Below are 15,681 nucleotides of genomic sequence, written 5' to 3'. Positions count from 1 at the left end.
GCATGAAAGAATACAAGCAATTCTACATTGATGGCGCATGGGTGGACCCCGTGGAGCCGCGCACGATGGAAGTCGAGAATCCGGCGACCGAGGAAAGCTTTGCGGTCATCTCCATCGGGTCGAAGGCGGATGTCGACAAGGCCGTGGCCGCGGCCAAGGCCGCATTCCCGTCCTTCTCCCAGACCAGCGTCGAATATCGCGCGGAGCTGCTGGAGAAGATTGCCGCTGGAATCAAGGCGCGCATGCCGGAAATGGCCGAGGCGATCTCCAGCGAAATGGGTGCCCCGATGTGGCTGGCCAATGCCGCCCAGGTGCCGGCTGGTATGGGCCACTTCGCGACGATGGCGGCCATCTTGCGCGAGTATCAATTCGAGGAACTGAAAGGCACCACGCTGCTTCGCAAGGAGCCGATCGGTGTCTGTGGCTTCATCACGCCCTGGAACTGGCCGCTCAACCAGATCGCCTGCAAGGTGGCCCCGGCCATCGCGGCTGGCTGTACCATGGTGCTGAAACCGTCCGAAATCGCCCCGCTCGATGCGATGATCCTGACGGAGATCATGCATGAGGCCGGTGTGCCGAAAGGCGTGTTTAACCTCGTCAATGGCGACGGTCCGGGCGTTGGCGCTTCACTTTCCGCGCACCCGGATGTCGACATGATGAGCTTCACAGGCTCCACCCGCGCCGGCGTGCTGGTGGCCCAGGCGGCCGCGCCGACCGTCAAGCGCGTCGCTCAGGAACTGGGCGGCAAGAGCCCGAACATCATCCTGCCTTCGGCTGACCTCGAAAAGGCCGTGGGCGGCGGCGTCATGCAGATGATGACCAATTCGGGCCAGTCCTGTAACGCCCCGTCCCGCATGTTCGTGCAGAAAGACCAGCAGGAACAGGCCATGGCCATCGCCAAGGCCGCTGCGGAATCGGTCAAGGTGATGATGCCGGGTGAGGCAACGCCGGGTGCCATCGGTCCGATTTCGAATGGCAACCAGTATCAGAAGGTGCAGGATCTCATCCAGAAGGGGATCGAGGAAGGCGCGACCCTGGTCGCAGGGGGTCCCGGTCGCCCGGAAGGCTTCAACAAGGGCTATTTCGCCCGTCCGACCGTGTTCGCGAACGTCACCAATGACATGACCATCGCCCGCGAGGAAATCTTCGGGCCCGTGCTCGTGATGATCCCGTACGAGGATGTCGACCATGCGGTCGAGATGGCCAATGACACGGTCTATGGCCTCGCTGGCTACGTCCAGGGACCGGAAGACGAGGCCCGCAAGGTCGCCAATCGCATCCGCGCCGGCCAGATCCAGGTCAATGGCGCCCGCCCTGACTTCACGGCGCCCTTTGGTGGGTATGGCCAGTCCGGCAATGGCCGCGAATGGGGTGAGTATGGCTTCGAGGAATTCCTCGAAATCAAGGCCGTCATGGGCTACAAGGCTGCCTGATCGGAGCCTGTTTCTCTTGCGAAGGGGCGGCTGGAAGGCCGCCCTTTTTCATGCCCCCGTCAACTGCCCTCGGGAACGATCTGCTCGCTGAAACGTGATGCCGGTTCAACTGGCGTTCAGCAGGTTTCCCCCATAAGCTGCTGTGACGATTGCTTTTGGAGGGTTGTTGCCATGACCAGATTCCTGCCCATCAGCGCGCTTGCCGGGCTTGTCCTGTTGGGGGCCTGTGCCACCGCGACGCCGTACCAGGCTGCCACGCCGGACAGCAATCGGGGCTATTCCGAGCAACAGATCGAATCCAACCGGTTCCAGGTCCAGTTCTCGGGCAATTCGCTGACGGACCGGAAAACGGTGGAAACCTATCTGCTCTATCGCGCCGCCGAGCTTACCCGCCTCAATGGCTATGACCATTTCCGGGTCGTGCGCCGGGAGACCGATTCCGAAAGTCGGCTCGTTCCGGTCGGCAGCAGTGCCTATTCGCCCTTCTACGACCATTTTCATCTCCATTACGCCTATTACGGCCCGCACGCCGCGTATTACCGCAACCCGTTCCACCGCCCCCGCGTTGGCGCGCTTGGCTATTATGACCCCTATTGGGGCGGACCTTCGGAGTATCGCGAGCGCACCCGCTATGTCGCGTCTGCCGAAATCCTGATGGGCAAGGGCGAGAAGCCGGCCGATGCCGCCTATTTCGACGCCGAGCAGGTGGTCTTCAATCTCAGCGGAAACATCGTCCGCCCGCAGGAACGCTAGGCCGCAACCCTGCATATCCGCATTCCAGCCCCGCCCCACCGGCGGGGTTTTTTCTGGCCCGGGCACTGGTGTTTTCGAACCGAAGGACCCAGATTGGCCGACTCGACCGTTCAGGGGAAACCGCCCACCGATGCCCGACAGCGAAATGCCATCCTCCCAGCCCCGCATTGTGACGGGTGCCCATGGCCGTTCCGTTCCGGGGCGGACGGAGATGGTGATCATGGTCGCCGCCCTGATGGCGCTTAACGCGCTGGCCATCGACATCATGCTGCCGGCGCTGGGGGAGATCGCGGCCTCGCTCGGCCTGTCCGACAGTGCGCCCGGCGACGCCAACCGGCAACAGATGATCGTTTTTGCCTACATTCTCGGCTTCGGGGCGCCCCAGCTTTTCTGGGGACCGGTGTCGGACCGGTTCGGTCGCCGGCTCCCGCTGTTCATCAGCCTGTCCGGATACATCCTGACTGCCCTGCTCTGTGTCCTGATGAAGGATTTCACGGCCCTTCTGGTTGCGCGCTTCCTGCAGGGAGTGTTTGCGTCCGGCGCACGTCTCGTGGCGGTGTCCGTCGTTCGAGACCTGTATGCCGGCCGCCAGATGGCCGGCTTCATGTCCCTGGTCATGACCATATTCATGATCGTGCCCATGATCGCGCCGGCGATTGGCCAGGTCATCCTGTTCGTGGCGCCCTGGCAGTGGATTTTCGGCGTGCTGGCCCTGTTTGGCGGGGCACTGCTTGTCTGGACGTGGATGCGCCTTCCAGAGACACTGGGAGAGGATTCGCGCACGCCGCTCAACCTTGGGTCCGCATTCCGTAGCTATCTGGCTGTCGGCCGCAGCCGCGTGACCTTTGGCTATATGTGCGCGTCCGGCATCATATTCGGGGCATTGTTCTCCTTCATCGGATCCTCCGAACAGGTTTTCCGCGATGTGTTCGGACAAGAGGAATCCTTTGCGTTCTGGTTTGCGGGCATTGCGGCCGCGCTGGCCGCAGCCAATTTCCTGAATTCGCGCGTCGTGGAACGGATCGGCATGCGCCGCATGAGCCATGGGGCCATGGTCTTCTTCCTGATCATGTCGTCTGCACTGGTCGTCATCACGCTTCTGTTCGGCGAAAGCCTCTACTGGTTCTTCCCGATGTTTGCGCTGACCTTTGCCTGTTTCGGCCTGATGGGCGCAAACTTCTCGGCGCTGGCAATGGAGCCGCTCGGCAAGATTGCGGGCACGGCGTCTGCCGCCTATGGGTTCGCCACCACAACCGTGTCCAGCCTGCTCGGCATGGCCATCGGCAGCTTTTACAATGGCTCGACACTGCCCCTGATGATCGGCTTTGTCTGTCTTGGTCTCGGATCCCTGATGGTCGTGCTGTTGACGGAGAAGGGACAGCTGTTCAGCTCCCGCTAGGGGGCCCGCTTCCGCCGGGTCGCGGGTTCGCGCACCCGCGAAAGAGGCCGGACCTGGCTTTCCAGATGTTCGATGATCAGGCCGGCAATGTCCTTGCCGGTCGAGGATTCAATGCCTTCGAGGCCGGGGGAGGAATTCACCTCCAGGACTTTCGGTCCGTTATCTGTCTGCAGAAGGTCAACGCCCGCCACACGCAAGCCCATCACCTTGGCGGCCTCCCGGGCGGTATCGCGTTCCTGCCGCGTCAGCTTGATGGTCGAGGCCGTGCCGCCACGATGCAGGTTGGAGCGGAACTCCCCCTTCTGCGCCTGGCGTTTCATTGCGCCGACAACCTTGTTGCCGATCACGAAGGCGCGCACATCCGTGCCTGCGGCTTCCTCGACGAATTCCTGCACCAGAAAGTTCGCGTCCAGGCCCCGGAAGGCATCGATCAGGCTTTCGGCGGCCTTGCGGGTCTCGGCCAGCACCACGCCCTTGCCCTGCGTGGACGAAAGCAGCTTCACGACAACCGGCGCGCCGCCGGCCAGCGAGATCAGATCCTTGGTGTCCTTCGGGCTGTGGGCAAAGGCGGTCACCGGCATGTCGATCTTGGCGCGGGCCAGCAATTGGTGCGCCATCAGCTTGTCGCGCGAATGGCCGATCGAACTGGCCCCGTTGAGGCAGAAGGCGCCCGTGTTCGAGAATTGCCGCAGCACAGCCAGGCCGTAATCCGTGATGCCGGCCCCGATCCGCGGAATGACGGCGTCATAGCGCGGCAGCGCCTTGCCATCATAATGCACTTCCGGATGCGTCGTGCCGATCTGCATGTAGCAGCGGGCCGTGTCGATCGCTTCGATGACATGCCCCCTGGCCTGTGCGGCCTCGATCAGGCGCTGGCTGGAATAGTTCTTCGGTTCCCGGGTCAGCAGCGCGATCCGAAGGGGCCGTTTGACCGGCTTCTTCTTGGGCAGGCCGGAATAGGCGGCAAAGTCCAGCTTCGGCTGGCGGAAGGAGGCATTGGCATCCACAATCATGTCCGGCTGGATCGCGCCGCGCCCGAACAGCATACGATAGGACATGCTCTCCCGATTGGTCAGGGTCAGTTGGATCGGCCAGCGCCGGCCACCCATGTCCACATCGGTCTGGATCACATAGCGCAGCTCGGTTTCGCCGTTTGAACTGGTCACGTCACGCCGATCGACGACAGGCGCCGAACAGGTCACCTCCAGCGCCGGATTGTTCGGGTCCGGCTGGATCAGGAAGCGCACCTGCGGCGCATCCGACGGGCCGAAGGGCTCGATGATGCTGGCATGCAGCGCAGATGTCCGCGCGCCGGTATCCACCTTCGCCTTGATGGCTGGCAGGCCGAGATCGGGCAGCGCGAGCCACTCTTCCCAGCCGAGTTCAAAAGGTTTGGAATGGGGCATCGCGAAAGCCTCCCTGCTTGTTCGGGCCCGATAAAGGCGAACCGTCAGGTATTCAATCTACAATGCGCAGAATGTAGGGCTCAGCCCTCAACCAGCCAGGCCTTCTCGACGATGCCCACCACGTCGCCCATGATCTCGGTGATCTTGAAATCCTTCGGCGTATAGACGCGGGCGATGCCCATCTGGCGAAGGGCGCGGGAATCTTCCGGTGGGATGATGCCGCCCACAACGACCGGGACATTGTCGAGGCCGACCTTGCGAAGCTCGGCAATCGTTTCGCGCACTAGGTCCAGATGGCTGCCGGACAGGATCGACAGGCCGACGACATGGGCATTGTTTTCCTTTGCCTGCGCGGCGATCTCGGACGGCGTGAAGCGGATGCCCTCATAGACGACATTCATGCCCACTTCCCGGCCGCGCGCGGCAATCTGCTCGGCGCCGTTGGAGTGGCCATCAAGGCCGGGCTTGCCAAGCACATAGGTCAGCTGACGGCCGAGCGCTTCGGACACGCGGTCGACTTCCTTGCGAACCTCGGCCGTCGTCTCTTCGCCTTCGGTCTTGATAACCATGGCGACGCCCGTGGGGGCACGGAATTCGCCGAACACTTCCCGCATCGCGGTGCCCCATTCGCCGGTCGTGACACCGGCCTTTGCGCAGGCGATGGATGGCTCCATGATGTTCGTGCCGTCCAGGGCGGCCTGCTTCAGATTGGCGAGCGCTTCATCTGCCGCAGCTTGGTCGCGCTGGCTGCGCCATTCCTTCAGGTCGCGGACCTGCGCGGATTCCTCGGCAGGGTCGACCGTCTGGATTGCGCCATCGCCTGCGCCCAGCGGGCTGGCTTCGCTTTCGGTATAGCGATTGACGCCCACCACGGTCAGCTCGCCGCTCTCGATGGCCTTGATGCGCTCGATATGCGCGCCGACCAGGCTTTCCTTCATGAAGTCGATCGACTGGGTCGCCCCGCCGCGCGCATCAATATCGGCCAGCGTGTCGCGGGCCAGCGCTTTCAGCTCTTCGGTCTTGGACTCGATGACGTGGCTGCCATCGAAGATGTCTTCAAACTCCAGCAAATCCGTTTCATAGGCCAGGATCTGCTGAAGGCGCAGAGACCATTGCTGGTCCCAGGGGCGCGGAAGGCCGAGCGCCTCGTTCCAGGCGGGCAATTGCAGGGCGCGGCACCGGGCCTTCTTCGACAGTGTCACCGCCATCGCCTCGATCAGGATGCGATAGACATTGTTTTCAGGCTGGGGTTCGGTCAGGCCCAGCGAATTGACCTGCACCCCATAGCGGAACAGCAGGGCTTTGGGGCTTGTCACACCATAGCGTTCGCGGCCGATCTCTTCCCAAAGTTCCACAAAGGCACGCATTTTACAAAGTTCTGTAACGAAACGCACTCCGGCATTCACAAAGAAGGAAATCCGTCCGAACACGGTCTCGAAGTCTGATTCTGGAACTTGTCCGCCCGCCTTCACCGTATCCAGCACGGAAATGGCGGTCGCCAGCGCATAGGCCAGCTCCTGTTCCGGCGTCGCGCCCGCTTCCTGCAAATGGTAGGAGCAGACATTCATCGGATTCCATTTCGGGACTTCGGTATAGCACCAGCTGACCATGTCAGAGATCAGGCGCAGGCTGGGTTCCGGCGGGAACACGTAGGTCCCGCGGGACAGGTATTCCTTCACGATGTCGTTCTGTGTGGTGCCGCGCAGCTTCTTGCGGTCATCGCCGCGCTCATCTGCCAGTGCCACATACAGCGCCAGCATCCAGGCCGCCGGCGCGTTGATCGTCATGGACGTGTTCATTTCCTCCAGCGGCAACTGGTCGAACAGCTTGCGCATGTCTCCGAGGTGCTTCACGGGCACCCCCACCTTGCCGACTTCGCCCTTCGACAGGATGTGATCGGCGTCATAAGCGGTCTGGGTGGGCAGATCGAACGCGATGGAGAGGCCGGTCTGGCCCTTTGCAAGATTGCCGCGATAGAGTTCGTTGGACTTTGCCGCCGTCGAATGACCGGCATAGGTCCGGAATATCCACGGGCGGTCCGGCGCGTGCTGGTATGTCTTGTCCATGTCTGCCACGGATATCTCCCCTTGTTTTGTTGCGGCGCAGCATGCCGTGTGCCACGTCACAAGGCAAGCGTCCGTGCTTGCGTCAGGATGTCTGAGCAACCAGATGAAAGCGAGAGGAGTCCGAACGTGTCCCAGCCTTCCAGCCCGATCCAGACCGCCCTTCTGCTGAGGGTGCTCGCCCTGATTACATTCCCATTGGGTGTGGTCGTTGCTGCCCTGATGGAGCGCAGTGTCCTGACCGTCGCGGCACTGGCCGCCGGCATGCTGGTCACCAGCTGGGTTGAGCGGTTCCGGCTGCATCGCGTGGCAGGTCATGAAGGCTATCCGCAGGTCACGGGCCTTCTGCCGGGTTTCGCCATACGCGCGGGCCTGCTCGCGGGCCTGTTCATTGTCTGCCTCGGCATATTGGCGCTGTTCCGGGAGACGGCGCTCGCGCGGGGCGTTGGACTCGTGGATGCCGGTCTGGTTTGTGCTGTGACCGGTCTCGCCCTTCTGGCCAATGGCATCAGCGCGCGGATTGCCGGATCACAGGTTTCGGCCGTGATGAGCCAGTTCCGGGCCGGGTTTCCCGCTGAAGGATCCGCCCCCGCCGGGGAGGGGCCGGGAGACATCATTGAGGGAGAAGTGCTGGACCGGGATTAGGCCAGCCATTCCGTTAGCGTAAACATTTCAGGCGCGCAGGGCGGTATCGCAGGCGCGGCAATTGAAGTATAGCGGCCGCGCGCCCACGGAGTTTCCCTGATGCCAGACCTGATCGGCCTGTTCGCTGCCACGCTCACCACCCTGTCTTTCCTGCCACAGGCGCTACTCGTCATCCGCACCGGCCGGACGGAAGGCATTTCCATGGTGATGTATGTCATGTTCACCACCGGCGTCGCAGGCTGGCTGGTCTATGGCTTCCTGCTGGGCTCACTGCCGATGATCATCGCCAATATCATCACCCTTCTGCTGGCTGCGGTGATCCTGTTCCTGAAGATCCGCAACAGTTTTCAGGCAAGGACCCAGGGCGAGACGGCCTCCACATCCACGCCGATGGCTTCATAGTACAGACGCTGGACACGGCGCGTGACGGGTCCGGGCGCGCCGGTGCCGACAGGCTGGTCTTCCAGCTGGATCACCGGTGCGATGAGGGCGCCGGCGGATGTGGTGAAGATTTCCTTCGCCTCATAGGCTTCGTCCGGCGTGAAGGCGCGCTCCTCCACATCCATGCCCAGATCGCGCAACCGCGCGATGACATGGGCGCGGGTGATGCCCGGCAGGATGTCGCTGGAAAGGTTCCGGGTCAGGATGCGATCATCCTGCGTCACCATCCAGGTATTGGCGGAGGCGGCTTCCGTCACGAATCCATCCTCCACCATGAACGCCGTCTGTGCTCCGGCGTCCCGGGCCGTGCGATAGGCCAGCGCCTGTGACAGGAGCTGCGTGGTCTTGATGTCCCGCCGCCGCCAGCGGATATCGTTGAGGAAGATCGCCTTGATCCCGGTGCGCGCAGCCTCTCCGACCAGGGGGCGCTGGTCGGCAAACAGGTGGATTGTCGGCTCGAACAAATCGGGTCCGGCGAAATCCCTTGTCTCATAGGCCCCGGCGGACACCTGAAGATAGATCAGGCCCTCGTCCAGCGCATTCTCCGCAATCAGTCGGCGGTGAATGGTCTCCCATTCGGCGGCGTCATGCGGATTCGGAATGCAGATTGCGTCCAGGGTGTTGCCGAGGCGCGACACATGACCCTGGAAGTCGATCAGTTTGCCGCCATAAACCGCCGTCACTTCATAAGCGGCATGGGCAAACAGGAAGCCCCGGTCCAGCGGGGAAATCCGGGCTTCCTTCCGCGGGGTGAACGCGCCGTTCAGGTAAACCGTTTCGCCGATTGGCATGAATGCAACGCCTCGATCCAATGTTTTGTGCAGTGCAACAAATTCCTTGCAAGCCGTGCACTCTCCGGCCAAGGTGGCCGTAACCGGATGGTTTGTGAAGTCACAGAATAAACGTGCGACGATCCCTTCCGGAAGTGAAATCAAGGAGGAGGGCCCCCCTGCCATGGCAAGGGAGACAAAAGACATTTATGAACTCGGCGAGATTCCGCCGGAGTTCCACGTTCCGAAAATGATGCATGCCTGGGCGATCCGGCGCGAGCGCCACGGCCGCCCGTCGACCGCTATGCAGCTGGAACAGGTGCCCGTGCCGGAAATCGATTCCGATGAGGTGCTGGTGCTCGTGATGGCGGCTGGCGTCAATTACAATGGCATCTGGGCCGGTCTCGGCGAACCGGTGTCCCCGTTCGACATCCACAAGCAGGATTACCATATCGCCGGCTCTGACGCCGCCGGTATCGTCTGGGCTGTCGGCCGCAAGGTGACGCGCGTGAAGCCGGGCGATGAAGTCGTCATTCACTGCAATCAGGATGATGGCGACGATGAGGAGTGCAATGGTGGCGATCCGATGTTCTCGCCCAGCCAGCGCATTTGGGGCTATGAGACCCCGGACGGCTCCTTTGCCCAGTTCTGCCGGGTCCAGGCGCGTCAGTGCATGCCACGGCCGAAACATCTGACATGGGAAGAGAGTGCCTGCTACACGCTGACACTGGCAACGGCCTACCGGATGCTGTTCGGACATCGCCCGCACATTCTGAGACCGGGTGAACACGCGCTGATCTGGGGCGCGTCCGGCGGTCTCGGCAGTTTCGGCGTCCAGCTCTGCGCGGTCACGGGCGCACACGCCATCGGTGTCGTGTCTTCGGATGACAAGTTCGACCACGTCATGTCGCTTGGCGCAAAAGGCGTGCTGAACCGGAAGGATTTCAATTGCTGGGGCCAACTGCCCACGGTCAATGGTCCGGAATTCGGCGACTACATGAAAGAGACGCGGAAATTCGGGAAGGCGATCTGGGAGATCACCGGCAAGCAGGATGTCGACATCGTGTTCGAACATCCCGGCGAGTCCACGTTCCCGGTCTCGGTCTTTGTCGTCAAGCGCGGCGGCATGGTGGTCATCTGCGCCGGCACGACCGGCTTCAATTTGACCATGGATGCCCGCTTCCTCTGGATGCGCCAGAAACGGGTTCAGGGCAGCCACTTCGCCAACCTCAAACAGGCGTCGGCGGCCAACAAGCTGGTCATTGACCGGCGGATCGATCCGGGCATGTCGGAAGTCTTCCCCTGGGCGGACATTCCGGCAGCGCACGAAAAGATGCTCGATAACAAGCACCTGCCGGGCAATATGGCCGTTCTGGTCACCTCGCCCAAGCCGGGCCTGCGCACGGTTGAAGACGTTCTGGCGGTCAGCGGCCAGGCCTGACCGGGCCATTTTCCGCTTTCATGCAAAAGCCCCCGCCGGCAGTGCGCAGGCGGGGGCTTATTCGTTCCGGATTAAGAGGGTCCGGCTACAGCTCGTCCATGCCGCCCGGATTGCGCCGGCGGCGGATCAGCCACATGACACCGCGCAAATCCGACAGGGCATCAGCCAGACGGCCGAAATTGGTATAGTTGGACTTGCCCGATCCGCGCTCGCGATGGTTCACGTCGCGATACTCGACATCGAAGCCTTCCGCCCGCATCAGGGCAGGCATGTAGCGGTGCATGTGATCGAAATAGGGCAGGTGCAGATAGGCGTCCCGCCGCAGGGCCTTCACGCCGCAACCGGCATCATCACAATCATCCTTCAGCATCCGCTTGCGGATATTGTTCGCAAACCGGCTGCCAAACCGTTTCCAGGCCGTGTCCTTGCGCTTGGTGCGCCGGCCCATCACCATTTGCAGCGTGTGCGGCGCGTCCGCACGGGTCAGCTGGCGGTAAAGGTCCGGCAGGTCCGCCGGATCATTCTGCCCGTCTCCATCCAGCGTGCCGATCACCGGGGCGCGCGCCGCCAGAATGCCGGACCGGATGGCGCGGCTCTGCCCGGCATTGCTGCGATGGCCCACAACGCGCAGCATCGGGAATCGCGCCTTCAGTTCCACCAGACGCGCCCGCGTATCGTCGGAGGACGCATCGTCCACGAAGATCATTTCAAAGGCGCGGCCATCCAGCGCGCGGTGAATTTCGCTGATCAGCGATTCAACGTTTCCGGACTCATTGTGAACCGGCACGACGACGGAAAACTCAGGCGATTGGGCCACGGCTGGCACCTTTCAGACATCAGGCCCCGTTCACATGACGGGGCGGTTTCGCACGCTCATACAAAGCGTTTTCGTCCAAGGCGAGCCCCGGGGCGCATTTGTCACGCTATGAATCTCACCGCAAATGGCTGAAGACGGGCGGGGAGGAACAAGGTAAACGGCAATCATGACTTTGCTTGACCGACTTTCAACCGGCTGGAAGCCCTGGTTCGTCCTGTTCATCCTCACATTCGGCGCGGCCGCGCCCGGCGTCTTCAGCCTGCCAGCGCTGGATCGGGACGAAAGCCGCTTCGCGCAGGCATCCAAGGAGATGCTGGAAGAGCAGGATTATATCCGGATCCAGTACCAGGACGAGCTGCGCAACAAGAAGCCCGCCGGCATCCACTGGCTGCAGGCGGCCTCGACCGCCGTGTTCACGGGTCCGGAGGCCAAACAGATCTGGACCTATCGCGTGCCCAGCTGGCTCGGCGCAGCTTTCGGCACGCTGGCCTGTTTCTGGACCGGCCTCGTGCTGGTCGGCAGGCGGGCCAGTTTTGTCGGCGCTGCCCTGTTCGGCGCCACCCTTTTGCTGACCTCAGAGGCGCACATATCCAAGACGGACGGCATGCTGGTTTTCCTGACCACGCTCAGCATCGGCGCGCTGGCGCGGCTCTATATGCGCCGGGATCAGTCCAAGGCGATGGCGCTCCTGTTCTGGGCCTGCATGGGCACCAGTTTTCTCATCAAGGGCCCGGTCACCCCCATGGTGGCCGCCTATGCCGGGATCGGCGCCTGGGTCTGGACCAAGGCGACGGACGGGAAGGGCGGAGACTGGTGGCGGGTCCTGCTCTGGTGGCCCGGGCCGGCCATCTTCGTGGCCATGGTGCTGCCCTGGTTCCTCTGGATCCAGGCCGCCACCGACGGCCAGTATATCAAGGGCGCGGTCGGCAAGGACCTCAAGGACAAGTTCACCGGCGCCTCCGAAGGGCATGGCGGCTGGGCATTTTACCATCTCACCCACATCCCGGCCTGGTTCTTCCCGGCCACGCTGTTTTTCGTGCCGGGCCTCGTGGCGGCGTGGAAGACCATCGGTCCGGCCAGGGCGCGCGGCGTCGCATGGCTGAAACATGTGGTCCTGATCGCGGCAGCCCTGTTTGCCGGGCTTCTGGTCCTGAACTATCTGCTGCCCTTCCTGCCGCGCCCTGACAGCGGCCTGGCCGGGCAGGCATTGAACACGATTGCCACGCTGAAGCCCCTGCCGGCCTGGCCGGCCCTTCTGCTGGTCTTCTTCTGGTGGGCCTCCGGACGGGATCAATGGATGACCCGCTGGCCCGTGGGCGAGGAGGTCATTTCGGAGGAAACCCGCGCCATCCGCCTGCTGGCGGCCTGGGCCGTCCTGACCTATGCCTTCTTCGAGCTGATGCCCACCCTGCTCAGCCATTACATCCTTCCGGCCTATCCGGCCTTCGGCCTGTTGGCGGGATACGCGGCCACGAAGATGATGGAAGGGGAGTACTGGCCTGTGACGCGTTGGGTGTCGATCGCCCTGTTCGCACTGGGCGCCATCCTGCTTCTGGCGGTCTCCTTCCCCGGTGTGACGACCTATTTCATGGCCGAGACGGCCGGGGATTTCTCGACGGCCTTCCCGCAGGACGTGCTGGCCAACTGGACAGAGTATCGCGAATTCCCGCTCTGGTTCTGGTGGGTCGGCTTTGCGCTGTGCGGCATCGCGATCATCGAATTTGCGCGCCGCCATGAGTGTAATGCCGCCATGTTCGCCATCTACGCCGCGGTGGCGATTGGCTGGCATGTGCGTATCTTCATGTTGCCGAGCCAGGTCTGGGTGCAGCCGACCGAGACAGCCCGTCTGGCGCTGGAGGATGTCTGCGGCGTTCCGGGCGAGGCTTGCGACTGGCCTGCACCGGACCGCATCCTGGCGCTCGGCTATGCTGAGCCCTCCTATATCCTCACCCTCGGCACGCAGAACCTGCATCCGCCGGAAACCCCGCTGGACCTGCCGCAAGACCTGTCAGCCTATCCGGTTGTCTATCTGGTCAATCTCGAGGACCGGAAGGCCGAGCCGCCGATTCAGGATGAACTCGTCCATTTGCGTGCGCAGGCCGACCGGATGGGGCTCTGCGTAACGGAAACGGAATCCTATTACGCGCTGAACTATTCGAATGGGGACCCGGTAAACTTCCGGGCCCTCCGCTTCGATCATGGCGGCTGCCCCGGCTGAGGCTAGAATTCGTAGCCGATCCGAATGCCATATGTGCGCGGATCGGACCGGAACGTGTCATAGCCGATAAAGCCGTAGCCGGAGACCGCATAATCCTCATCGGTCAGGTTCCGCCCCCAGAGTGTCACGACCAGTCCCGTCTCGGTGAAGGCGAACCCGGCTTCGGCCTGCAGTGTGGTGAATGAGTCCTGCATCCGGCTGTCCAGCCCTTCCGGGTCCAGATAATAGTCCCCGCGATACTTTGCATGGGCGGCGAGGCTCGCATCGATCGTGTCGGTCAGGGCAAATGCGTAACGCGCTCCCAGCGTCGCAGAAACATCCGGCGCAAAGGGCAGGGGGTTGCCGTCGAACTTGCCGGCATTGCCGCCAATGTCGGATGTCTGATCGATCTCCGTCTCCAGCAGGGTGACCGCACCATCCAGGGAGAGCCGGTCCGTGGTCTGCCAGGAAAAATCCGCTTCCAGGCCATAGGATATGGCTTCGTCCAGATTGGACAGTGAATTGGACGTGATGCTCGACCCATCAGGCAATGGAAAGGTCACGAAGATCCGGGCCTGGGGATCGCGGTAATCCTGCACGAACGCCGCCAGATTATAGGCCAGCTTGCCTGTGCGGCCCTTGTAGCCGGCTTCGTAAGCGGTGACAGTTTCGGCATCGAACAGTCCGGCATCGTCGAAATGCGTCGAATTGTTCTGAACCTCGCCATTGAATCCGCCGGATTTGTAGCTGTTGGAGACGGACACATAGGCATTACCGTGTCCGATGGCATAGGACAGGGCGGCATTTCCGGACAGGCGTGTATCCTCGATCGCGTTTGATCCGGCCGCCAGGCCGAGGCCGCTGACATTGTTGTACCCGATCGTGCCATCCTCAAAGATGTGGCGTCCGCTGCCCTGACCCTCGATCCGTTCATGCGTGATCCGTGCACCAAGCGTGGCGGTCAGGCGATCCGACAGGTCGACTTCATTGTAGGTAAACAATGCCAGTGCCGAACGATCCTGTCTTGTGTCGGTGACCAGCGTCATGGCGCGCGTATCGGAAACCGGCGCGGGGCCGGCCCGGCTGGCAGCGCCGACATAGGGGCAGGTGCCCAGCAATGTGGCAGGGTCCAGCTCTCCGCACCAGATTGTGTAGGTCTGGCTGAAATCCTCCAGCGCGCCGGACGCGCCAAACAGGGTGCTGCCACCTGTCCAGTCCCTCTGCAGACGGAATTCCTGGGAATACTGCCGGAAGTCGCGGATATAGGCGAGATTGGCGTCGAAGCCGGGATTGCCGAACAGGGCCACTGCACCGTCAAAGTCGAATCCGTAGTCCTGATTGTAGCCCTCGAACGCGGTCAGGGAGGTCAGGGACCAGTCGCCCAGCGCGCGCGAATACTCTGCCGAGACGCCATGGAATTCATTGTCAGTGTCCTGAATCCCGTCGCTGCCGACGGCGATCTGGTGATCGCCCAGGTCCAGCGTGTCATTGCGCGGCGCGGCATTGACGCCATTGTCCTCTTCATAATGGATGCGCACCAGAAGCGAGCCGCCCAGCGACTCTTCCCAGTTCAGGCCGAGCCGCAGGCCGAATTCGTCCCGCACACCGCCGGCATCCTTCGGTCCGGCGACATTGTCGAGCGCTGCGTCCCGGGACAGGTATCGCCCGGCCAGCCGGTAGCTGAACCCATTGTCGAAGGCTTCGCCATAGGCCCCGTCCAGATCGAAACGGTCCAGATTTCCATATCCCGCGCGGACAAAGCGGCGCTGGTCCTCGCCCGGGCGGGCCGTCACGAAATTGATCGCGCCACCGGACGCGTTGCGGCCGTACAGTGTTCCCTGTGGCCCTTTCAGAACCTCGACCCGGGCCAGATCATACAGCATCAGACCGGTCTGGACATTGGTCGCCAGGTACACGCCATCGGAATAGACCGCGGCGGCGGTCGGGGTCAGGGCCTGGTGATCCACTGCGCCAATGCCGCGGATCTGGAAGGCGACCTGAGTGCCATTGGCCACAGCGGCCTCGACGCCGGTCATCAAGTCGGTCAGGTCTTCGGCGCTCACATAGGCGTCTGCCAGAGACAGGTCTTCAGCGGCGAGGACGCCCACAGACATGGGGATGTCTGCAAGAGGCGCGGCGGACGGCGTCGCGGTTGTCACGACAGGGTTGAGACGGCTGGGTGCATCGCCGGTCTGCGCGTGGGAGGGCAGGGCAAATGAAGCGAGAACGAGCGGGGCTGCGGAGCAGAGAAGGCTTTTCATGAGCGGCGCTTACCAGCCGCCCGGAATGAGACGCAACTGCATTAGTCGGACAGGG

The 15,681-nt window shown here is 62.6% G+C and carries 12 protein-coding genes; 7 read left to right on the top strand and 5 right to left on the bottom strand.

All coding sequences use genetic code 11. From position 1 onward, the window contains the following. Positions 1-2: 2 nt before the first annotated feature. The 3 genes from HF955_RS05140 to HF955_RS05130 all read left to right on the top strand — a co-directional run bounded on the left by HF955_RS05140 (position 3) and on the right by HF955_RS05130 (position 3,585). A complete protein-coding gene (locus tag HF955_RS05140; RefSeq protein WP_027839807.1) occupies positions 3-1,433 on the top strand; it encodes an aldehyde dehydrogenase family protein in 1,431 nt (476 codons plus the stop codon). Between the two features lie 171 nt (positions 1,434-1,604). Beyond that, positions 1,605-2,186: a hypothetical protein gene (locus HF955_RS05135; RefSeq protein WP_027839808.1), complete on the top strand. Its 582-nt coding sequence runs from the start codon at positions 1,605-1,607 to the stop codon at positions 2,184-2,186. Positions 2,187-2,316: 130 nt separating this feature from the next. Beyond that, positions 2,317-3,585 carry a multidrug effflux MFS transporter gene (locus HF955_RS05130; protein ID WP_291078449.1) on the top strand — a complete coding sequence of 423 codons (1,269 nt, stop codon included), beginning with the start codon at positions 2,317-2,319 and terminating at the stop codon, positions 3,583-3,585. On the opposite strand, the gene rimK is transcribed toward HF955_RS05130, so the two are convergent. Further along, the gene (gene rimK / locus HF955_RS05125; RefSeq protein WP_291078447.1) at positions 3,582-4,991 is read right to left on the bottom strand and encodes a 30S ribosomal protein S6--L-glutamate ligase; all 1,410 of its coding nucleotides are present in this window, start codon (positions 4,989-4,991) and stop codon (positions 3,582-3,584) included. The two genes, HF955_RS05130 and rimK, sit on opposite strands and share 4 nt — an antisense overlap. Positions 4,992-5,071: 80 nt before the next feature. Beyond that, positions 5,072-7,057 (bottom strand): protein meaA, encoded by a 1,986-nt coding sequence (locus HF955_RS05120; RefSeq protein WP_291079300.1) that lies wholly within the window; start codon positions 7,055-7,057, stop codon positions 5,072-5,074. A gap of 126 nt (positions 7,058-7,183) precedes the next feature. Here HF955_RS05120 and HF955_RS05115 point away from each other — a divergent pair, with 126 nt between their 5' ends. Continuing rightward, complete coding sequence (locus tag HF955_RS05115) at positions 7,184-7,699, top strand: hypothetical protein (RefSeq protein ID WP_291078445.1); 516 nt, start codon at positions 7,184-7,186, stop codon at positions 7,697-7,699. Between the two features lie 99 nt (positions 7,700-7,798). After that, a complete protein-coding gene (locus HF955_RS05110) occupies positions 7,799-8,101 on the top strand; it encodes a SemiSWEET transporter (RefSeq protein ID WP_291078443.1) in 303 nt (100 codons plus the stop codon). Here the strand turns inward: HF955_RS05110 and HF955_RS05105 are convergent. Continuing rightward, on the bottom strand, positions 8,047-8,931 hold the full coding sequence (locus HF955_RS05105; protein ID WP_291078441.1) for an aminotransferase class IV: 885 nt from the start codon (positions 8,929-8,931) through the stop codon (positions 8,047-8,049). The genes HF955_RS05110 and HF955_RS05105 overlap by 55 nt on opposite strands. 163 nt (positions 8,932-9,094) lie before the next feature. Between HF955_RS05105 and ccrA the strand changes: the two genes are divergently transcribed. Continuing rightward, positions 9,095-10,351 carry a crotonyl-CoA carboxylase/reductase gene (gene ccrA, locus HF955_RS05100; protein ID WP_027839814.1) on the top strand — a complete coding sequence of 419 codons (1,257 nt, stop codon included), beginning with the start codon at positions 9,095-9,097 and terminating at the stop codon, positions 10,349-10,351. Between the two features lie 85 nt (positions 10,352-10,436). On the opposite strand, the gene HF955_RS05095 is transcribed toward ccrA, so the two are convergent. Beyond that, a complete protein-coding gene (locus HF955_RS05095) occupies positions 10,437-11,168 on the bottom strand; it encodes a glycosyltransferase family 2 protein (protein ID WP_291078439.1) in 732 nt (243 codons plus the stop codon). Positions 11,169-11,334: 166 nt separating this feature from the next. Between HF955_RS05095 and HF955_RS05090 the strand changes: the two genes are divergently transcribed. Next, entirely contained in the window at positions 11,335-13,386 is a 2,052-nt protein-coding gene (locus HF955_RS05090) for a glycosyltransferase family 39 protein (protein ID WP_291078438.1), read from the top strand. A 2-nt stretch (positions 13,387-13,388) separates the two neighbouring features. Here HF955_RS05090 and HF955_RS05085 read toward each other — a convergent pair whose 3' ends face one another. Beyond that, the gene (locus tag HF955_RS05085) at positions 13,389-15,626 is read right to left on the bottom strand and encodes a TonB-dependent receptor (protein WP_291078436.1); all 2,238 of its coding nucleotides are present in this window, start codon (positions 15,624-15,626) and stop codon (positions 13,389-13,391) included. Between the last annotated feature and the right edge of the window lie 55 nt (positions 15,627-15,681).

The organism is Hyphomonas sp., assembly GCF_017792385.1.
In the GTDB taxonomy this organism is placed as follows: domain Bacteria; phylum Pseudomonadota; class Alphaproteobacteria; order Caulobacterales; family Hyphomonadaceae; genus Hyphomonas.
This window is presented reverse-complemented; position numbering and strand designations above follow the sequence as displayed.

Excerpts from the sequence above, each read along its gene's own strand:
- HF955_RS05120 (WP_291079300.1), bottom strand. The coding sequence starts at position 7,057 with ATGGACAAGACATACCAGCACGCGCCGGACCGCCCGTGGATATTCCGG.
- HF955_RS05105 (WP_291078441.1), bottom strand. The coding sequence starts at position 8,931 with ATGCCAATCGGCGAAACGGTTTACCTGAACGGCGCGTTCACCCCGCGG.
- HF955_RS05090 (WP_291078438.1), top strand. The coding sequence starts at position 11,335 with ATGACTTTGCTTGACCGACTTTCAACCGGCTGGAAGCCCTGGTTCGTC.
- HF955_RS05110 (WP_291078443.1), top strand. The coding sequence starts at position 7,799 with ATGCCAGACCTGATCGGCCTGTTCGCTGCCACGCTCACCACCCTGTCT.
- ccrA (WP_027839814.1), top strand. The coding sequence starts at position 9,095 with ATGGCAAGGGAGACAAAAGACATTTATGAACTCGGCGAGATTCCGCCG.
- rimK (WP_291078447.1), bottom strand. The coding sequence starts at position 4,991 with ATGCCCCATTCCAAACCTTTTGAACTCGGCTGGGAAGAGTGGCTCGCG.
- HF955_RS05140 (WP_027839807.1), top strand. The coding sequence starts at position 3 with ATGAAAGAATACAAGCAATTCTACATTGATGGCGCATGGGTGGACCCC.
- HF955_RS05130 (WP_291078449.1), top strand. The coding sequence starts at position 2,317 with ATGCCCGACAGCGAAATGCCATCCTCCCAGCCCCGCATTGTGACGGGT.
- HF955_RS05085 (WP_291078436.1), bottom strand. The coding sequence starts at position 15,626 with ATGAAAAGCCTTCTCTGCTCCGCAGCCCCGCTCGTTCTCGCTTCATTT.
- HF955_RS05135 (WP_027839808.1), top strand. The coding sequence starts at position 1,605 with ATGACCAGATTCCTGCCCATCAGCGCGCTTGCCGGGCTTGTCCTGTTG.